Genomic DNA, 19706 nt, shown 5'->3' on the forward strand with positions numbered 1-19706 from the left:
TTTAGTTAGTCTTGTAATTCTTCTTTATCTACTACTCTTTCAATATCCATTATAACTAACATTTCATTATTATCTAATCTTACATAACCTTTTAAATATTTAGAAGGAATTGCTGAACCCATTTCTGATACAGGTGCAAGAGTAGTTGTGTCCAATCTTTGAACATCATCAACTAAATCAACAATAATACCTACCATTCTTTTATCTTCGGTAATTACAGCAATTACTGATGTATTTTCATCATAAGTGCCTTCGCTTGTATTAAATTTAAGTCTAATATCTAAAATAGGAACAACTTCTCCTCTTAAATTAATAAGTCCTTTTACCCAATTTGAAGTATTAGGTAGAGTTGTAATATTATCTGGATAAGTTAAAATTTCTCTAATTTTTGGTAATTCAATTGCATATTTCATCGAACCTAATTCAAATGTCATAAATTCACTAGTGTTTGCATAATCAATTACTTTATCTTCGTTATTATCCATATTAATTCCTTTTAGTATACTTCTTTTTCTACAATTTACTTTATTTTATCAATTCTAAACTTAAAGCTTATTGTTTTTTTAAATTATTTATTACACATGTAGCAATATATTTGGGACTTTGTAAAGATACTATATCTCCAATTTGTATATTATCTAATGAGATTAATTTATTATCTTTTGATATCTGTACAAAGCCGTTTTTATCTTTTTTATCAGGATGGTTTAGTTCATAATTGTTTTTTAATAAGTCAATATTATTTTGAAGTTTTAATATATTTTGAGAATAACTATTTTCAAAAGTTCTTTTTAACATCTCAAGTTCATTTTTAGAGTTTGTGATTTTTTGAGATAAATTAGATTCAAAAGATGATTTAAGCATTTTAATTTCAGATTCAATAAATTTAAATTTACTCTCCATAGAGTTTTGTTCAAATAAACGCTTTAAATTAATAATATCTTGTTCTTTATTAAACAATATTCTTTTTAATAAATTATCATACTCATTCACTAAGGTATCTAAATACATTCTATGTTCATTTATATCAGGAAGTGCTATTTCAATTGCATTAGATGGAGTTGCAGCTCTTACATCAGCTACGAAATCTGAAATTAAATAATCAACTTCATGTCCAACTGCTGAAATAATAGGAGTTTTAGCTTCATAAATTGCATTTGCAACTATTTCTTCATTAAAAGCCCACAAGTCTTCAATACTTCCTCCACCACGTCCTGCAATAATAATATCTATATTCAAACTGTCTGCATATTTAATTGAAGCAGAAATATCATAAGCAGCACCCTCACCTTGAACTAAAGTTGGAATTAAAATAAATTCAACTAAAGGCCAACGATGAAGTGCAACTTTTTTCATATCTTCAATAGCTGCACCAGTTGCTGATGTAACAAGTGCAATTTTTTTAGGATATTTAGGAAGAATTCTTTTTCTTGTTTGTTCAAAATATCCTTTATTTTCAAGTTTAGCTTTTAATTGTTCATATGCTAATGCTAGTGCACCTTGACCTGAAGGTTCAATCTTATTACAAAGAAGTTGATAATTACCACGTGGAGCATAAACTGTAATATTTCCAGTGATTGTTATTTTTTGTCCAACTTCAAGTTGAAATTTTAAGTATTTTGTATTCCCTCTAAACATCACACAAGAGATTGTTGAGCTTTGATCTTTTATTGAAAAATAGATATGACCAGAACTGTGATAAGTTAAATTAGAAACTTCACCTTCAACATAAACTTGAATAAATGTAGTTTCTAAAAGAGATTTTATTTGTGTATTTAAAGTTGAAACATTAATTGGTGTATTCATAAAATCTCTTTTTTATTTATATTTTTTTTGCAATGATTAATGTTGAGATATTCATTGAAAATGCTTTCACATGAATTGGTTCAAGTCCTGCAAGTTTTAATTCTTTACATAAATTTTCTGTTGTTAAAAATTCATCAATTGAATCTGGTAAATACGTATAAGCTTCTTTATTTCTTGAAATTAATCCACCTAAAACTGGCAAAATTTTATTCATATAAAAATCAGTTAAATAATCTAAAGGATTTGTTTTCTCATTTTTAGTAAATTCTGAAATTGCAACTAATCCATCTTTTTTTAGAACTCTTGCAAACTCATGAAAAGCTTCTTGTCTTTGAACTACATTTCTAATTCCATAAGAAATTGAAATAATATCAGTACTATCATTTTCAAGTGGCATAGAAGCAGCTCCAGCTTCAATAAATTCAACTTCAGGAAGTTTCTTTTTCCCTTCAGCCATCATTCCAACACTTGGATCAATACCTACAATATTTTGAATCTCAATACTATTTTCTTTCGCTATCTTTTTCCAATGTTGAATCATATCTCCTGTTCCACAAGCAACATCAACAATCTTTTCTATTTTATTTTTTCCGTAAAAATCAAAAGTTTTGTTACATGCTTTATTTCTCCAAGATTTATCGATTCCCATTGATAAAACTCTATTTGCAACATCATAAGTTCCTGCAATGTCATTAAACATTGAGACAATTTTTTCTTGTTTACCCATAATTATATCTTCCTAGTTTAAAATTTTATAGTATATATTTCCCAATTATAAGTCCTAATATAAAACCTATATTTACAGCAACAGCTAAAAACATCATGGACATTTTTTTATTGTTTTGTGGGATTTGTTCTAGTATTTTTTCTTGTTTATTAAGAGTTTTATCAAAATTTTCACTAGCTTTTCCCAAAGTTTTATATGAATCATCTAAAACTTTAGTTGCATTTTTAAGTGCTAACTCTGAAAATTCCATTCTTTCAACAAGCTCTTTAGCTTGCTTAAAACTCATTTCACTCATTTTTTAATATCTATCCAAGTATCTAAATCACAGAATATTTTGTTTAATACTGTAATTACATAATCTTTTGCATCTGTTTGTATTCTTCTAAAAAATAGATATTTCCTCGCACTTTCAATATCACCTAACTCTTTTGCTTTAATTGCTTTTTGTGCAAAATCCGTATTATTATAAGCCATTTCCCATACAGTTGAGCCTAAATATCTACTCATAGTAATAACTTTATCATTTTTAACAGGGAAATATTTTGGATTTTTTACAAAATCGCAAATAACTGAGTTTGAATCAATGTACTTGTGACCAAAAAAATTAATAAATTGTTCTTCTATATAATCAGGTTGCATGGAAATAGCTCTATTTAAGGCAAAAATTACATTTTCAGATGGATTATCTTCAATTTTTTTGATTTTTTTCATCGTTGCAATTGCATTTTTACCATCAAGTTCACCATCCCCTAAAGGAATAATCCACTTTATATTTCCAAATGTACCAACTTTTTTAATCTCATCTAAAACTAGTGTTGAAGTTTTATTACCACCAACATCAACAATAACTTCATGATTGTCATCCATTAAAATTAATTCATCAAGTTCAGTTAATTTATTAGTCCCTAACATTCTTTTATTTACAATTTCAGTTCTTGTAAAAGATTTAGAATCGTTATTTTCATCATCAATTTCGATATATGTAATTTTTTTACCATGTTTTTTATAAAGATAAGGAGCAATAACTTGCATAGCAACAGTAGATTTACCTACGCCACCTTTTGTTTGAGGAATAATAATCATTTAAATTAACCTTTTGGATTACATTTCATATACTCAATAATTTTTCCATGAAATCGAGCATATAATTTGTTTAATGAGATATCATAATTATATAATTCGGCAATTTTATCGTAATTTTCATTAATACCAAATTCACACCAAGCTTGTAATTGTTCATAATCTTCAAACTCATATCCGAATCTTTTAAGAAGTCTATTAGTATAAGAGTCAATTACCATATACTCTTGCCTACAAGCATAACAAAGTATTGCATCTGCAGTCTCAGGTCCAATTCCTTTTTGTTCTAAAAGCCAAGTTCTATCAACTTTTAAACAAAAGTTTTCAAACGTTTCAAAATCTTTAATAATATTCTTAGCAAGTGCAATTAATCTACGTGATTTTTGATTTTTAAAACCACTTGGAGTAATTGCGATTATAAAAGTTTCTAAATCAATATTTGCTAATTTTTCAAGAGAATTAATATCTAATAATCTTAAGTTCTCTAAGGACATTTCAACATTAGTCCATTTAGTATTTTGAGTTAATATTGCGCCAATTAATATTTCAAACTTATCATTATTAGGCCACCAATATTCATATTTATCATCTATTAAATTTTGTTCTTTTAAAAACAAAAAAAGATCATAAGAGTTTGATATACTAATCAATCATAGCCTTTGTAATAATATATTCCTGATTATTACAAAGTTTTTTTATTTTAAAACTATTTGTAGCTTTTCCTTCTTCATCAATATCAGTAACCATCATTTGAAGTATTGTTTTACAAGAATTTGGAACTTCGAAGTGACCACCTAAACCAGTCGTAACTTTTTGAATAGGTATTTTTTTATCCATTCCAATTACATTATCCCTACAACCAGTTAATCCAATATCAGTTAAATAAGCAGTATTATTAAATATTTGTAAATCATCAGTTCCAACATGAGTATGAGTTCCACAAATCATGCTAACTTCATTTTGAAGCATCATTAGCATAATTCTTTTTTCACTTGTAACTTCTGCATGAAAATCGATAAATATACTTTTTATACCATCTTCGTGAAGTTGATTTACTAATTTTCTAGCCCAGTTAAAAGGGTTTTCAACTGTTGGCATTGTATATTGACCCATTAAGTTTATAACAGCTAGTTTTTCTATTCCATTAGCAGTTATAACATCACATACTTTTAAACCACTTCCTATTAAACCAGGAGGGTAATTATCAGGTCGTAAAACTGGTTTAGTCTCGAGTAAAACCATCATTTCTCTTTTTTTATCAAAAGAGTGGTTACCACCTGTAATTAAATCAATTCCCATTTTTAGTAATTCATCACAATTCTTAATAGTTAAACCAAAACCATGACTCGCATTTTCACCATTTGCAATGACAAAATCAATATTATATTCTTCTTTTATTTTAGATAAATTATCTTTTATTATCTTACGTCCAGGTCGACCTACTATGTCACCTATAAATGCAATTCTCAATTGAATCCTTCGAAACTTTTTTCAATATATTTTGTGATTGTAGCAAGTGTATGTTTAGGTATAACTTTCTTTAGAGTTGATTTAAGTGCATTGCACAAATATTTGCTTGTGAAAATGCTATTTGAAAATTAAAACCACCTAGTTCTCCTGTAATATTTAAACACTCACCTATAAAATATAAATCATTTTGTTTCAAACTTTCAAAAGTATTATGGTTAATCTCATCCGTATTTATGCCACCACGTGTTACTTCAGCTTTTGTATATCCAAAATTTCCAGCAGGAGAGAACTCATAATATTTCAATAATGAGAGTTTTTCTTTTTCATCATTTTTCAGTGATGAAATAGCTTTATCTTCTAAATCAATTGATTTTAAAAACTCTTCTATAAACCTTTTAGGAAGTGGTAAAATTGAAGATATTTTTTTATTACTTTTAAAAAAACTTTCCATTTTCTTATTTGGTAAAAAATCAATAGCTAATTGACCTTTTTTCCAATATAGTGATGAAGTTAAAATAACAGGGCCAGAACATCCTTTATGTGCAAAAAGAAATGAACCTTCAAATCTTTTTCCTTCAACAAAAGTATTTACATATGTAGAAATTCCTGATAAGTTTTTAAACCAAAACTGATCTTTTTGAACTGTAAAACCAACAAGTGAAGGTTCAAGTTTTTCAATACTATGACCAAACTTTGTAGCTATATCAAAAGCAATAGAACTAGCTCCTAATACAGGATAGGATAATGCACCACTTGCAACAACTATTTTTTTTGCTTCAATAATTTGATTATTTGTTTTAATTTTATAATATTTATCATTTTCAATAAAATCAAGATCTAAAACTTTAGTGTCTAAATATTTTTTTACATGAGTAGTAAGCTTTAAAAACATATCAATAACATCTTGTGATGAGTTACAAAAATATGTTCCTTTTACAATTTTAGGATTTATTTTAGGATTTACACCATTTTTATTTAAAAAACTTAGTAAATCATCTTTTGTGTATTTAGTTAAAATTTCTTTTACAAAGTTTCTATCACCTAAATAGTTTTTATTTGTCACTAATTCATTTGTAATATTACATTTAGCTCCACCTGAAACTTTAATTTTAGGTCCAACTTTTTTATTTGCATCTATTACACAAATATTTTTATATTTTCTTTTATCAAGATTAGAAGCAAGCATTAAAGAACTAGCTCCCGCACCTATTATTGCTATATCGTAGATTCTTTTTCCTTTTTACAAATAAATCTATTTATTCCATCTTTGTATTCATACTCTAATGTATAGTTATTCGCTTTTAAAATATTATGAACAATATATAATCCTAAACCAAAAGAATCTTTTGATTTATCTTCATTTGCAAAAAACGGTTCAAAGTATTTTTCTAATTCATATTCTAATTTTTTTCCAGTGTTTTCAAATACTATATTTTCATTTTCAGTAGAAATTGTAACTTTTTTATCTAATGAATACTTAAGAGCATTATCTATTAAATTCTTACTTGCAATTGAAAATAATTTATAATTTACATTTATTTTTTTATTTTCATATTTACTAATTACCGATTCATCTTCAAGCATTAAGATATCTTTTGCGTTATCAATTACATCATCTAAAAAATAAAATTTCTTTTCTATATTTTTTGTAGAAGAGATCAACTCTTCAATAGATGCAAATTCATTAATAAGCTGCTCAAGTCTTGAAAAAACAGACTTTAATTTTTCATTATTTTCTTCATTTTGTTCTAATTGAGTTAAAAAATTTCCTTTTGTAATTGGTGTTTTTAACTCATGCATGATATTTCTAATAAAAATATTCCTAGATTCTTTCAAACTTTTTAACTTTAATGCCGTTTGTTTAAACTCCATTCCTAAAAGTGAAACTTCATCTTTTGAATTACTATTACAACACTCAAAATCAAAATTTTCATCCCCTAAAGTTTTTACTTTGTCTTTTAATATTTTTAAAGGCATTAGTTTTCGTATTGTAATTAAGTACATTAATATAATAGTAATAATTACAATTGCAAAAACTAGTATAATATAAATTTGACTATTACCTTCAGCACTTGAATTATCTTTAATTAAAATAGTTTTATTTTTCCTTTTCATATACAAGTAATTATTATCTTTTAGTTGCAATATTCTAAATGTAGTTTTTGCTCTTATATCTTTTCTTTCAATTAAAACTTTTGTTTGTGGATTATATGTAATTGCATTAATTTTACCTTTGTTACTAAATAAAGTAAAATTTGAATCTTCCAAACTTCTTGCAAAATTAAGGTTTAATCCACCCTTGTGATGTTTACGAATAATTATTTTAATAATTGGTATATATTTTTTTAATAATTCAGCTTCTTTAACTTTATAGTTTTCAGTCATTAAAATACCGAAACTAGCAATTACTAAAATAATAGAAATTATAAAACTAACCGTAATTGTGAAAAATATTGATTGTCTATTCATTATGAAATTTATACCCCATTCCTCTAATTGTATGAAGATGTTTCGGTTCTTTTGGATTATCTTCAATTTTTTGTCTGATTCTATTTATAATAACTGCTAGAGAACCAGAACCTTCATAGTCTTGATTTAATAAATCTGAATTATCAAAAATATCTTCACGCGAAATAACAAAACCTTCTCTTTTTATAAGTAAAGACAATACCTCAAACTCTGCAGCAGTTAATTTAATATATTTATCATTTTTAGTAATTTCTTTTTTTTCTAAATCTAATTTAAAAGTTTTACTCTTTTCTTCTTGAACATTCTTATGATTAAATCTTCGTAAAATTGTTTTTACTCTTACCTCAAGTTCTCTAGGATCATAAGGCTTAGGTAAATAATCATCTGCACCTAATTGTAAAGCAGTAACTTTATCAGTAATATCACTTCTAGCACTAGAGATAATAATAGGTATATCAAAATCTTTTACAATTGCTTTACAAACATCTAAACCATCCATACCAGGAAGTGTAAGATCTAGAATAATTAAATCATAAGTATTTAAGTTTAATGAAGATAAAGCTAAAAAAGGATCTTCATAATTAGTTACTTTTATATTAAATTGCTTTAAGTATTCTGTTAAAATTTCAGCAAGTTCTGTATCATCTTCAATCATTGCTATTTCTATCAAAATATTTCCTTAAGTGTTTTGAAATGTTTAAATGATTTTATCATATTATCTCTTTTTGATTCATTACTTTATTTGAATAATTATGACACAAGAATTTTAACCAATTATAACAAGAATAAAAATGATTGATTTATAAAAAGAAATCCGAGGGGAAAGAGCCTAGAAAAGCGGGCAAAAAAAAAGCTTTAGCAAAGATAACCGAAGTTAAATTAGCTAAAGCTATTTGTAAATACTCAAGAGCTGGCAGCGGCCTACGTTTCCACAAGGGGACCCTGCAGTATTATCAGCGATGAAGAGCTTGACTTCCAGGTTCGAAATGGAGCTGGGTATTTCCTCTTCTCTATAACCACCAGCAAAACTGAGTAATCAATATACCATTGCAAAAATGCTAGTATACTCATTACTCAACTTTAGGTTGAGTAAAGATATTAATAATGTTAAAGTCAACACATTTTATTTTTTATTCATACATTGCGTACACTTAATAAGATAGTAAACCAAAGAATACTAAAAATAAGCCAAACGATCTATTAGTACTAGTCAGCTAAACGTCTTACAACGCTTACACATCTAGCCTATCAACCAGCTAGTCTTGCTGGGATCTTCAGGGAAAGTTAATCTTGGAGTTGGCTTCGTGCTTAGATGCTTTCAGCGCTTATCTCATCCGTACGTAGCTACCCAACGATGCTCTTGGCAGAACAATTGGTACACTAGTGGTACGTTCATCCCGGTCCTCTCGTACTAGGGACAAATCTCCTCAACTTTCCTACGCCCACGGAAGATAGGGACCGAACTGTCTCACGACGTTCTGAACCCAGCTCGCGTACCGCTTTAAATGGCGAACAGCCATACCCTTGGGACCTGCTTCAGCCCCAGGATGCGATGAGCCGACATCGAGGTGCCAAACCTCCCCGTCGATGTGAGCTCTTGGGGGAGATCAGCCTGTTATCCCCGGCGTACCTTTTATCCTTTGAGCGATGGCCCTTCCACACAGAACCACCGGATCACTATGACCGACTTTCGTCTCTGTTCGACTTGTATGTCTCACAGTCAAGCTAGTTTATGCCATTATACTCAACTGGCGATTTCCATCCGCCATGAACTAACCTTTGTAAGCCTCCGTTACTTTTTAGGAGGCGACCGCCCCAGTCAAACTACCCACCAGACATTGTCCTGAAAGAGGATAACTCTTCCCAGTTAGTAACTCAAATATTCAAGGGTGGTATCTCAAGGATGGCTCCACTAGAATTGGCATCCTAGTTTCAAAGCCTCCCACCTATCCTGCACATGAATATCCAAGCTACAGTGTCAAGCTGTAGTAAAGGTGCACGGGGTCTTTCCGTCTTTCCGCGGGTAGGAGGAATTTTCACCTCCACTACAATTTCACTGGATCCCTGGTTGAGACAGCTCCCATCTCGTTACGCCATTCATGCAGGTCGGTATTTAACCGACAAGGAATTTCGCTACCTTAGGACCGTTATAGTTACGGCCGCCGTTTACTCGGGCTTCAATCAAATGCTTCGATAAATCTAACATCATCAGTTAACCTTCGAGCACCGGGCAGGCGTCACACCTTATACATCCTCTTACGAGTTAGCAAAGTGCTGTGTTTTTGGTAAACAGTCGGGAGGGACTCTTTGTTGCAACCTCTCTAGCTTTCGGAAGTAAATTCCTATACCAAAGTAGGCACACCTTATACCGAAGATACGGTGCTAGTTTGCAGAGTTCCTTAACCAGGGTTCTTCCACGCGCCTTAGAATACTCATCCCACCCACCTGTGTCGGTTTACGGTACGGGCAACAAACAATATGCTTAGTGGCTTTTCTTGGCACGACAGTATCATCGATTCTGCGTTAGTTCCGAAGAACGGCAGCAGCCTGTAAGATCTCGGTCTCATGTAATCCGGATTTGCCTAAATTACGACCTACGTCCTTCGACCCACTATTCCATCAGTGAGCTCGATTAACTCTATGCGTCCCCACATCACGCTTGTTTGTTGGTATTGAAATATTAATCAATTTGCCATCGTCTACCCCTTTCGGACTCGACTTAGGACCCGACTAACCCTACGATGACGAGCATCGCGTAGGAAACCTTGGGTTTTCGGCGTTGAGGATTCTCACCTCAATTATCGCTACTCATGCCTGCATGCTCACTTCTATCCGCTCCAACGCTCCTTACCGGTACATCTTCAACGCTGAATAGAACGCTCTCCTACCACTCAATATAAAATATTGAATCTAAAGCTTCGGTGCATATCTTAGCCCCGTTATATTTTCCGCGCAGAATCACTAGACCAGTGAGCTGTTACGCTTTCTTTAAAGGATGGCTGCTTCTAAGCCAACCTCCTGGTTGTCACAGTAACTCCACATCGTTTTCCACTTAGATATGACTTTGGGACCTTAGCTGTTAGTCTGGGTTGTTCCCCTCTCGACATAGGATTTTATCACCCTACGCCTGACTCCTGCGATTACACATATAGTATTCATAGTTTGATAGGGTTTGGTACCGCGGTAAGCAGCCCTAGCCCATTCAGTGCTCTACCCCTATATGCTACTACGCAAGGCTATACCTAAATATATTTCGGAGAGAACCAGCTATCACGAAGTTTGATTGGCCTTTCACCCCTATCCACAAGTCATCCGAGCACTTTTCAACGCACACCGGTTCGGTCCTCCACTGGCTCTTACACCAGCTTCAACCTGCTCATGGATAGATCACTTCGTTTCGGGTCTGCAGCATCTGACTAAGTCGCCCTATTAAGACTCGCTTTCGCTACGGCTTCGCACTTGGCTTAACCTTGCCAGACACCACAACTCGCAGGCTCATTATGCAAAAGGCAGTCCGTCACCCTGATAAATCATAGGGCTCCGAATGATTGTAAGCTAATGGTTTCAGGTTCTATTTCACTCTCCTCGCTGGAGTACTTTTCACCTTTCCCTCACGGTACTTGTTCACTATCGATCTGTAAGTAGTATTTAGGATTAGAGGGTGGTCCCCCTAGATTCAGACAAAATATCACGTGTTCCGTCCTACTCAGGATACCAATAGAGCTATTGAACATTTCGATTACAGGAGTATCACCTTCTACGCTTAACCTTTCCAGGTTATTCATCTATATTCTCTAGTCTCACATCTTGGTCCTACAACCCCCTATGCAAGCATAGGGTTTGTCCTAATCCCATTTCGCTCGCCGCTACTTTGGGAATCTCTTTTGATTTCTCTTCCTCTGGTTACTGAGATGTTTCACTTCACCAGGTTTGCCCACTTTCGTGTAACTAATATCTCTATTAGCTGGGTTGTCCCATTCGGAGATCTACGGATCAAAACTTCTTGACAGTTCCCCGTAGCTTTTCGCAGTCTAGTACGTCCTTCATCGCCTCTTACAGTCTAGGCATCCACCATTAGCCCTTAATAGCTTATAATAAACAGAATTTAATCTGTCGCATTTGATAATTATTCTTTGGCTACTATCTTATTAAACATACTTTAATGCATATTTTATAAAATAATAAATTGTGTTCTATCTAATTAATTAGATAGTTTTTAAAATTGTTTATTAATCTTTACTAATAAATTAGTATTAATTAATGAAAAAATTAAAAGACTTTAACATTATATTTTTAAATATCATTTTGGTAATTAAACCAAATATAAATACTTTATATTAAGTACTTATATTTAGTTTGAATAACTAAACTCTAATATGTAAGGTTTTTAATAATCTTTATAAACCGAACATAATACTCTTTTTTTGTTTTTCTTGATGAGACTTAAAACGAATTAAGTCTCTGTCTCTGAAAGGAGGTGATCCAACCGCAGGTTCTCCTACGGTTACCTTGTTACGACTTCACCCCAGTTACTGAATCCACTGTGGAGGGTAGCTACTTTAGCATTCCCGCTTCGAATGAGTTCAATTCCCATGGTGTGACGGGCGGTGAGTACAAGACCCGGGAACGTATTCACCGTAGCATTGCTGATCTACGATTACTAGCGATTCCAACTTCAAGCAGTCGAGTTGCAGACTGCTATCCGAACTGGGAGATATTTTTGAGATTTGCTCCACCTCACGGTATTGCTGCTCTTTGTATACCCCATTGTAGCACGTGTGTAGCCCTGGACGTAAGGGCCATGATGACTTGACGTCGTCCTCACCTTCCTCCTGGTTACCCAGGCAGTCTCATTAGAGTTCTCAGCCGAACTGTTAGCAACTAATGACGAGGGTTGCGCTCGTTGCGGGACTTAACCCAACATCTCACGACACGAGCTGACGACAGCCGTGCAGCACCTGTATGATAGTTCTAGCAAGCTAGCACTATTACATCTCTGTTATATTCTATCTATGTCAAGTCCAGGTAAGGTTCTTCGCGTATCGTCGAATTAAACCACATGCTCCACCGCTTGTGCGGGTCCCCGTCTATTCCTTTGAGTTTTAATCTTGCGACCGTACTCCCCAGGCGGCACACTTAATGTGTTAACTGCATTACTGCAAGGTCTAGCCTCACAACAACTAGTGTGCATCGTTTAGGGCGTGGACTACCAGGGTATCTAATCCTGTTTGCTCCCCACGCTTTCGAATCTCAGCGTCAATAATGTTCCAGTAGATCGCCTTCGCAATCGGTATTCCTTCTGATCTCTACGGATTTTACCCCTACACCAGAAATTCCATCTACCTCTCCCATATTCTAGATAGAAAGTTTCAAAAGCAGTTCAATAGTTGAGCTATTGGATTTCACTTCTGACTTTTCTATCCGCCTACATTCTCTTTACGCCCAGTGATTCCGAGTAACGCTTGCACCCTCCGTATTACCGCGGCTGCTGGCACGGAGTTAGCCGGTGCTTATTCATATAGTACCGTCATTATCTTCCTATATAAAAGGAGTTTACGCACCGAAATGTGTCATCCTCCACGCGGCGTTGCTGCATCAGACTTTCGTCCATTGTGCAATATTCCCCACTGCTGCCTCCCGTAGGAGTCTGGACCGTGTCTCAGTTCCAGTGTGACTGATCATCCTCTCAAACCAGTTAAGCGTCATTGTCTTGGTGAGCCATTACCTCACCAACTAACTGATACTGTACAGGCCGATCTTCAAGCTATAAATATTTCCCTTGCAGACTTAAGTCCTAAAGGCATATAGGGTATTAGCAATCGTTTCCAATTGTTATCCCCTTCTTGAAGGCACGTTACCTATATATTACTCACCCGTGCGCCACTTAGCTGACAATTAAAGCAAGCTTTAATCCGTTCTCGTTCGACTTGCATGTGTTAAGCACGCCGCCAGCGTTCACTCTGAGCCAGGATCAAACTCTCCATAAAGAAGTGCGATACAAAGTTGACTTAATGTCAAGTTTTATAAACGCGTCTAGTTTGATACTGACAAATTTGTATTGTTATACAAAATTATCACTCAAATTTATAGACAAGAATTAATTCTTGTTATAATTTTTTTATTTTTTTTAAATCTATTTCTTTTAGATTATATATTAGAGTATTATATTCAGTTTATAAAGATTACTTTACAAACTTCATTACATTGTTAAAGATCATCCGTTTATGTGTCGCTTGCGCTCTACTTAAATTGGACGGGAATTATAGAGAATTTTTTATACTTTGTCAAGAGGTTTTTCTTTAAATAAACTTAAATTTTAAAATTTAAGTTTTTACTCTTTTAATAGATGTCCTGCAAGATTACCACTTGAAAATGACCATTGTAAATTATAACCGCCACAAGGTCCATCTAAATCCATTACTTCACCACAAAAATATAAACCATTTATTAATTTACTTTGCATTGTTTTTGGATTTATTTCTTTTAATGTTACTCCACCTCTTGTAATCATTGCTTTTTTGTAGCCAACTGAATCTATTACTGTTAATGGAGTTAAAGCTACAATTTTCACAAGATTATTTCTAACTTCTCCTATTTGGTCTTTAAATTTTAAAGAAGTATCTGCATTTACAATATTGCATAACTCTTTTGAAACTGATAAAGGAAGAAGCAAAGATAAAACTTCTAAAACATTTGCATCTGGTTTTTCTTTTGCTTGTTTTTTAAAGTGTGAAAAAATATCATCTTCAGTTTTTCCTTTTACCATGTTTATAAGTAAAGGCACTTCATCATATTTTTCTAATAATGGTGTAATTTCTCTTGAAAAATCTAAAACAACTGGACCTCTTAAACCTTTTGATGTAAATATCAAATCTCCAACTGCTTTTAGTTTCTTTGCTTTTTTTAAATCAATTTTTATAATTGCTTTTGCAATAGTATCCGCTGTACAATTTGCCACCCATGTTTCTTTTGTATAAACAGGAAGCATTGCAGGATATAAATCTGTAATTTTATGTCCTAACTCTTTTGCAAAAGAATAACCATCACCATTAGCACCCAACATTGGAAAGCCCAAACCACCTGTTGCTACTATTACATTCTTGCAATTAAAGTTTCCTTTGTTTGTTTTAACTCCTGAGATACTGTTTTCATTACAAAGTAAATTCTCAACTTTTACATCACATTGTATTTCAACTGCTAAGTTATTTAACTCTTTTTCTAAAGCTTTAATTATTGTAGATGAGTTGTGAGTTACTGGAAAAATTCTAAAACCATCTTTTGTATCAGTTTGAACTCCAATACTTTCAAAAAATTCTCTCAATGAGTTTTTATCTAACATTTGTATTGCAGTACTCATAAACCGACCATTTTTCCCAAATGAGTTCATAAAGTCTTCATTACTTAATGTGTTAGTTAAATTACATTTACCTCCGCCTGTTGCTTTTAATTTTGCACCAAGTGTTGGAAGTTTTTCTAAAAGAAGTACACTTTTTCCTAATTTTCTTGCAGTTATTGCAGCAATCATTCCAGCACCGCCAGAACCTATTACTATTAGATCATATATATTTGTTTTCATTTGCTAATAATAACCAAAGATGCTTGAATATATTGTCTAAAATTAGATACAATTTGGGCATGAAAATAAGACTTGCCACATTTAACCTATTTCAATTTACAAAACCTCCATACTCTTGGTACACGAAAAAAGAAAGATTTACAGAAAAGCAATGGCTTATAAAAACTTCATGGATTAAAAAGCAAATACTTAAAATGAACGCAGATATTATTGGTTTTCAAGAAGTATTCTCAAGAGATGCACTTAAGACTTTAGTTAATGAACTTGGATACAATTATTTTGAAACAGTAGATGTTCCAAAAGTTAGTAAAACTAATCCTTTAATTTATATGTCTACGACTGTTGCAATTGCTTCTAAATATCCAATTTCTAATATGCAAGAAGTAAAAGTTCATATTCCAAGTATTAAAAAACATAAATATGAAGGATTTTTTAAATTTTCTAGAATTCCAATTAAAGCTACAATTACTCTTCCTAATGAAGAAGACTTTTTAGTTTATGTTTGTCATCTAAAATCAAATAGATTAAATGAATTTGAATATGTATTTAATGAAAAAGATACTTTAGAACACAAAAAAGAATTAATCAATAAAGCACTTAAAGATAAATATTCCGAAGCATTGAAAACTAGACTTTGTGAAGCTTCTTCATTATTCTTTGATATTAAGAAATCTAAAAAGCCATGTGTTTTAATGACAGACTTAAATGATAAAGAGTTTTCAATTACAATAGATGCTTTAAGTAACAATAAATATCATGATGAAAAAAGAAGAGAATCATTTATATTACATGATTCATATTTTCAAATTGAGAATAAAGTATATAATCCTCACCCTGAACAAAAAGAAGCAAAGAGAGTTCCTACTAGTTACTTTGCTGGAAAAGGAAACGTTTTAGATTATATTTTTTTATCAAAAGAGTTTAATAATAAAAATAAAAAAAACATAGCTTTTGTTTCTTCTTTTGAAGTTTTTGATGAAGCTATTAAAACTAATCATGATGGTTCACTACTTTCAAGTGATCATGCACAAGTTTTGTGCGAATTAACCTTTCATTAATTAAGTATTTACAAAAGCTTAACAATTGAAGTATATAATACTTTTATCGTTTAAGAAAGACCGCGAATCTTTCTTACTCAAATGAAAGTAATTTTTTTGCGATTTTTACTTTTCTCCTTAAGAAAAAAGGCCAGATATCAAAAGATATTTGGCCTTTTTTTATGCTAATTTATTTTCTTAAGTATTTTAAAGTTGTAATAATAATATCATCGTCATCTTTACTTGGGCTTTTAATTGTTTCTTTTGTATCATCTGCTTTTGTAAAAGTGATATTCATTTCATATGAACTTACTGTTTGAATACCTTTTTGTAAACATAAAATCTTAATCATAATTAACTCTAAGAATTGTTTTGTAGGAAGATCTGGTTTTCCAAATCTATCTTCCATTTCTTCTTCTATTTTATAAACTTCTTCTTTATCTATTGATTTTGAAAGCCTTCTGTATAATTCAAGTCGTACTCTATCTTCAACAATGTAATCATCTGAGATAAATGCAGAAATAGCTAATTTAATATCTACGCTTTTTTTCTCTTCTTTTGAATCTCCACTAAGAGTTGAAAGTGCATCTTCTAACATTTTTAGATACAAACCATACCCAATTTGTTTGATATGACCACTTTGAGCTTCACCAATAATATTTCCACCACCTCTTATTTCTAAATCTTGATGAGCTAATGCTGTTCCACTTCCTAAATATGAGTTTGATTCTAAAGCTACTAATCTTTTAACTGCATCTGATGTAATTTGCTTTTTATCTTCAACTACGTAATAACAAAAACCTTCTTTATTACTTCTTCCTACTCTTCCTCTTAATTGGTGTAAGTCTGCAATACCAAATCTATCTGCACCATCAATTATAATTGAGTTTGCATTTGGAAGGTGAAGTCCTGATTCAACAATTGAAGTTGCAAGTAAAATATCAAATTTCTTTTCTTCAAAGGCATCAAGAATTTTTTCAGCATCTGCTGGTTTGATTTTTGAGTGAATAATTTCAACTTTAATATTTGGGATAATCTCTTCTATATCTGCTTTTTTTGCTTCAATTGAAGCAATATTATTATGAACATAAAAAAGCTGTCCACCTCTTCTTTTTTCTCTTAAAACAATCTCTTTAATTAATTTGTCACTATATTCTTTTACATAAGTTCTAACACCTAATCTTTCACTAGGAGGTGTTAGTAGTGAACTCATTCCTTTTAATTTTGAAAGGGCAAGATTTAGTGTTCTTGGTATTGGGGTTGCACTCATTGAGAAAATATGAACATCTTCTCGTAAGTTTTTAAGTTTTTCTTTTTGTTTTACACCAAATTTATGTTCTTCATCGATTATTACTAAAGCTAAATCTTTAGCAGTAATTCCTAATAATGAATGAGTTCCAATTACAAACTGTATTTCTCCAGAACTTAAACCTTTTTTGATTTCACTTTTTTCTTTTGCTGTTGATTTTCCATCAAGTTTAGCCATTGAAATACCATAAGGTTCAAATCGTTTTTGCATTCCATGGAAATGTTGTGTTGCAAGTAGTGTCGTAGGACAGACAAAAATTGCTTGATGTCCATCTAGAATTGTTGCTAAAAGTGCATTCATAGCAACTTCTGTTTTACCAAAACCAACATCTCCTGAAAGCAATCTATCCATAACTCGACCTGAGCTTAAATCCTTAAAAATTTCACTAACAGAACGACTTTGATCTTTTGTATAATCAAAACCTGAACTTTTTCTAAACTCTTGTAGTGTGTGTTTATTAGTATCTATTTTTATACCATTTACAAGCTCACGTGCTGCTGCTAATTTTATAATATCATTTGCAATAGCAAATAATCTATCTTTTACTTTTTCTTTTAATTTAGCAAAAGAGCCTTTTCCAAGTTTGTCAACTACAGCATATGAACTTCCATCTGCTACATATCTATCTACTAAATCAATATTTTCAACAGGAATTAAAAGCTTATCATCTCCTGCATATGTAACAATTACAAAATCTCTTTTTGCTCCCATTACAGTAACAGGTTCTATTCCTTTATATTGTCCAATTCCATGTTTTTCATGAACAACAAAATCATTTACTTGTAATTCATCAATAACTAGTTTTATTTTTTTCTTTCTTCTTTTTTTAATCTCTTGATTTAGTGAGATTATTACCTCATCATTACTTACAAGATTAATAATATAAGGTTCAATTAAATACTTGATTTTGCTATCACTTAAATCTAAATCATGAGCTTTTACTTTAGCTTCTGTACTTGAAATAATAGTAACTTTTTTACCTTCATGAAAAGAAATGAACTCTTTAATATTTGCAGGAGCTATTTCTTTATGAGTTTTACTTTTAAAAACTTGTGGAGTTGTTAAAAACTTATCTTTATTTATTCTTTTTTCTTCAAAAACATAAACTTCATCGAGTTCTTCAAGTGATTCTTGAGTTATAAAACAATTCATAGAATTTGGTAAAAATTCACCTAAGTCATTTAAATACCAAAAACCTAAAGAATGAATATCTTTAATAAAAGCATCACTTGAAACTTTTTGAATTTCTTCTGTTATACCTTCATATGTTTCTTCATCTAAAGCTAAAAAAGCAGGACTAATTTGTATAGTTTCTATCTCATCTTTAGTTGATTTTTGATCTTCAATATCAAATTTTCTAATACTTTCAACTTCATCATCAAAAAGTGAGATTCTATATCCAAATTCGCTCCCTAGTGGACAAATATCAATAATATCTCCCCTAATTGAAGCTTCTGCTTCACTTGTTACAATATCTACAAAATAGTATCCCCAATTGTAAAGTTTCGACTTGAATTCTTCTATTTTTATAGTATCTGCAAAATTTATTTCATAGGAGTCAAAGCATTTTTCTTTAGGAAGAGAAAAAGAGATTGTACGTACAGGAGAAATTAAAATCTTATTTTGTTTTTTGTGAGAGTAAAACTCATTTAATACTTTAGTGATTTCTTGTAATTCAGTTGAAAAAGATAATAAATCATCACCAAAATTTGCTCTAAAATCTGATAATACAAAAGGAGTAAAACCTAAAAAAGAGACAATATCACTAGCAATTTGAGCTTGCTTATCGTCATTTACAATTAAAAGTTCACACTCTTTTAGTTTTTTATCATCCTTTAAATTTTTTAAAAATTCATAAATATTATTCACTACTGATTTTCTTCTTTTGAAAGTTCGAATTCTTTTGTTGTTTTATCATAGTAATATGCTGGGTAAGGTGTTTCATTTAATAAAAAGATTAAATTTGCATCACTAAACCCTACTTTTTCTAAACCTTCTTTGAACATTTGTAAAATAAATGCTTTTGTTGTAACTAAAGTTGTAGTTGAACTTGATGTATACACATTTTTTTCACCCTCAACTACTTTAAAACTTTTTCTTTTTAAAAACTTATTTAATTTTTCTTCATCTTCTAAACCACTTACATCTAATAACACTAATACTTCAATATTTTCCATAATTTATAATTCCTATATATTTATCTCATTAAATCGTATTGTATTAAAAATAGGT

At 31.2% G+C, this 19706-nt stretch carries 14 protein-coding genes and 3 rRNA genes; 1 reads left to right on the forward strand and 16 read right to left on the reverse strand.

From position 1 onward, the window contains the following. Window positions 1–5: 5 nt before the first annotated feature. The 14 genes from D3Z07_RS06925 to D3Z07_RS06990 form a co-directional block, all read right to left on the reverse strand. Window positions 6–485, reverse strand: a complete 480-nt coding sequence (locus D3Z07_RS06925; RefSeq protein ID WP_122893423.1) for a chemotaxis protein CheW — start codon at window positions 483–485, stop codon at window positions 6–8. A gap of 67 nt (window positions 486–552) precedes the next feature. Beyond that, window positions 553–1806 carry an exodeoxyribonuclease VII large subunit gene (xseA, locus tag D3Z07_RS06930; RefSeq protein ID WP_122893424.1) on the reverse strand — a complete coding sequence of 418 codons (1254 nt, stop codon included), beginning with the start codon at window positions 1804–1806 and terminating at the stop codon, window positions 553–555. 16 nt (window positions 1807–1822) lie between these two features. Next, window positions 1823–2533: a bifunctional demethylmenaquinone methyltransferase/2-methoxy-6-polyprenyl-1,4-benzoquinol methylase UbiE gene (gene ubiE / locus D3Z07_RS06935; RefSeq protein WP_122893425.1), complete on the reverse strand. Its 711-nt coding sequence runs from the start codon at window positions 2531–2533 to the stop codon at window positions 1823–1825. A gap of 25 nt (window positions 2534–2558) precedes the next feature. Next, a complete protein-coding gene (locus D3Z07_RS06940) occupies window positions 2559–2819 on the reverse strand; it encodes a hypothetical protein (RefSeq protein WP_228144687.1) in 261 nt (86 codons plus the stop codon). Between the two features lie 5 nt (window positions 2820–2824). Continuing rightward, a complete protein-coding gene (locus tag D3Z07_RS06945; protein WP_076084203.1) occupies window positions 2825–3616 on the reverse strand; it encodes a P-loop NTPase family protein in 792 nt (263 codons plus the stop codon). Between the two features lie 5 nt (window positions 3617–3621). Continuing rightward, window positions 3622–4263, reverse strand: coding sequence for a 3-methyladenine DNA glycosylase (locus D3Z07_RS06950; protein ID WP_206423308.1), 642 nt, complete (start codon window positions 4261–4263; stop codon window positions 3622–3624). Next, window positions 4256–5083: a TIGR00282 family metallophosphoesterase gene (locus D3Z07_RS06955; RefSeq protein ID WP_122893426.1), complete on the reverse strand. Its 828-nt coding sequence runs from the start codon at window positions 5081–5083 to the stop codon at window positions 4256–4258. Before D3Z07_RS06955 ends, D3Z07_RS06950 begins: the two co-directional genes overlap by 8 nt. A gap of 70 nt (window positions 5084–5153) precedes the next feature. Further along, window positions 5154–6311, reverse strand: a complete 1158-nt coding sequence (locus tag D3Z07_RS06960; protein WP_228200589.1) for a BaiN/RdsA family NAD(P)/FAD-dependent oxidoreductase — start codon at window positions 6309–6311, stop codon at window positions 5154–5156. Then, entirely contained in the window at window positions 6299–7552 is a 1254-nt protein-coding gene (locus tag D3Z07_RS06965) for an ArsS family sensor histidine kinase (RefSeq protein WP_228200580.1), read from the reverse strand. Before D3Z07_RS06965 ends, D3Z07_RS06960 begins: the two co-directional genes overlap by 13 nt. Beyond that, window positions 7545–8222 (reverse strand): response regulator transcription factor, encoded by a 678-nt coding sequence (locus tag D3Z07_RS06970; RefSeq protein ID WP_122893428.1) that lies wholly within the window; start codon window positions 8220–8222, stop codon window positions 7545–7547. The genes D3Z07_RS06965 and D3Z07_RS06970 overlap by 8 nt, the downstream gene beginning before the upstream one ends. Before the next feature lie 238 nt (window positions 8223–8460). Continuing rightward, window positions 8461–8576 (reverse strand): 5S ribosomal RNA (rrf, locus tag D3Z07_RS06975). Window positions 8577–8731: 155 nt separating this feature from the next. Then, window positions 8732–11647 (reverse strand): 23S ribosomal RNA (locus D3Z07_RS06980). Window positions 11648–12022: 375 nt separating this feature from the next. Then, window positions 12023–13539, reverse strand: a 16S ribosomal RNA gene (locus D3Z07_RS06985). The 16S, 23S and 5S rRNA genes sit together here, the layout of an rRNA operon. A 344-nt stretch (window positions 13540–13883) precedes the next feature. After that, the gene (locus D3Z07_RS06990) at window positions 13884–15128 is read right to left on the reverse strand and encodes a BaiN/RdsA family NAD(P)/FAD-dependent oxidoreductase (RefSeq protein WP_122893429.1); all 1245 of its coding nucleotides are present in this window, start codon (window positions 15126–15128) and stop codon (window positions 13884–13886) included. Window positions 15129–15187: 59 nt separating this feature from the next. On the opposite strand from D3Z07_RS06990, the gene D3Z07_RS06995 reads away from it, so the two are divergent. After that, the gene (locus tag D3Z07_RS06995; RefSeq protein WP_122894203.1) at window positions 15188–16186 is read left to right on the forward strand and encodes an endonuclease/exonuclease/phosphatase family protein; all 999 of its coding nucleotides are present in this window, start codon (window positions 15188–15190) and stop codon (window positions 16184–16186) included. A gap of 169 nt (window positions 16187–16355) precedes the next feature. Here D3Z07_RS06995 and mfd read toward each other — a convergent pair whose 3' ends face one another. Together mfd and D3Z07_RS07005 are read right to left on the reverse strand one after the other, a co-directional pair. Next, window positions 16356–19343, reverse strand: coding sequence for a transcription-repair coupling factor (gene mfd, locus D3Z07_RS07000; RefSeq protein WP_122893430.1), 2988 nt, complete (start codon window positions 19341–19343; stop codon window positions 16356–16358). Beyond that, a complete protein-coding gene (locus tag D3Z07_RS07005) occupies window positions 19343–19651 on the reverse strand; it encodes a hypothetical protein (RefSeq protein WP_122893431.1) in 309 nt (102 codons plus the stop codon). The genes mfd and D3Z07_RS07005 overlap by 1 nt, the downstream gene beginning before the upstream one ends. Window positions 19652–19706 lie beyond the last annotated feature (55 nt).

Origin of the sequence: Arcobacter peruensis (assembly GCF_003711085.1) — a bacterium.
Lineage (GTDB): Bacteria > Campylobacterota > Campylobacteria > Campylobacterales > Arcobacteraceae > Poseidonibacter > Poseidonibacter parvus.

Excerpts from the sequence above, each read along its gene's own strand:
- D3Z07_RS06925 (WP_122893423.1), bottom strand. The coding sequence starts at position 485 with ATGGATAATAACGAAGATAAAGTAATTGATTATGCAAACACTAGTGAA.
- xseA (WP_122893424.1), bottom strand. The coding sequence starts at position 1,806 with ATGAATACACCAATTAATGTTTCAACTTTAAATACACAAATAAAATCT.
- ubiE (WP_122893425.1), bottom strand. The coding sequence starts at position 2,533 with ATGGGTAAACAAGAAAAAATTGTCTCAATGTTTAATGACATTGCAGGA.
- D3Z07_RS06940 (WP_228144687.1), bottom strand. The coding sequence starts at position 2,819 with ATGAGTTTTAAGCAAGCTAAAGAGCTTGTTGAAAGAATGGAATTTTCA.
- D3Z07_RS06945 (WP_076084203.1), bottom strand. The coding sequence starts at position 3,616 with ATGATTATTATTCCTCAAACAAAAGGTGGCGTAGGTAAATCTACTGTT.
- D3Z07_RS06965 (WP_228200580.1), bottom strand. The coding sequence starts at position 7,552 with ATGAATAGACAATCAATATTTTTCACAATTACGGTTAGTTTTATAATT.
- D3Z07_RS06990 (WP_122893429.1), bottom strand. The coding sequence starts at position 15,128 with ATGAAAACAAATATATATGATCTAATAGTAATAGGTTCTGGCGGTGCT.
- D3Z07_RS06995 (WP_122894203.1), top strand. The coding sequence starts at position 15,188 with ATGAAAATAAGACTTGCCACATTTAACCTATTTCAATTTACAAAACCT.
- D3Z07_RS07005 (WP_122893431.1), bottom strand. The coding sequence starts at position 19,651 with ATGGAAAATATTGAAGTATTAGTGTTATTAGATGTAAGTGGTTTAGAA.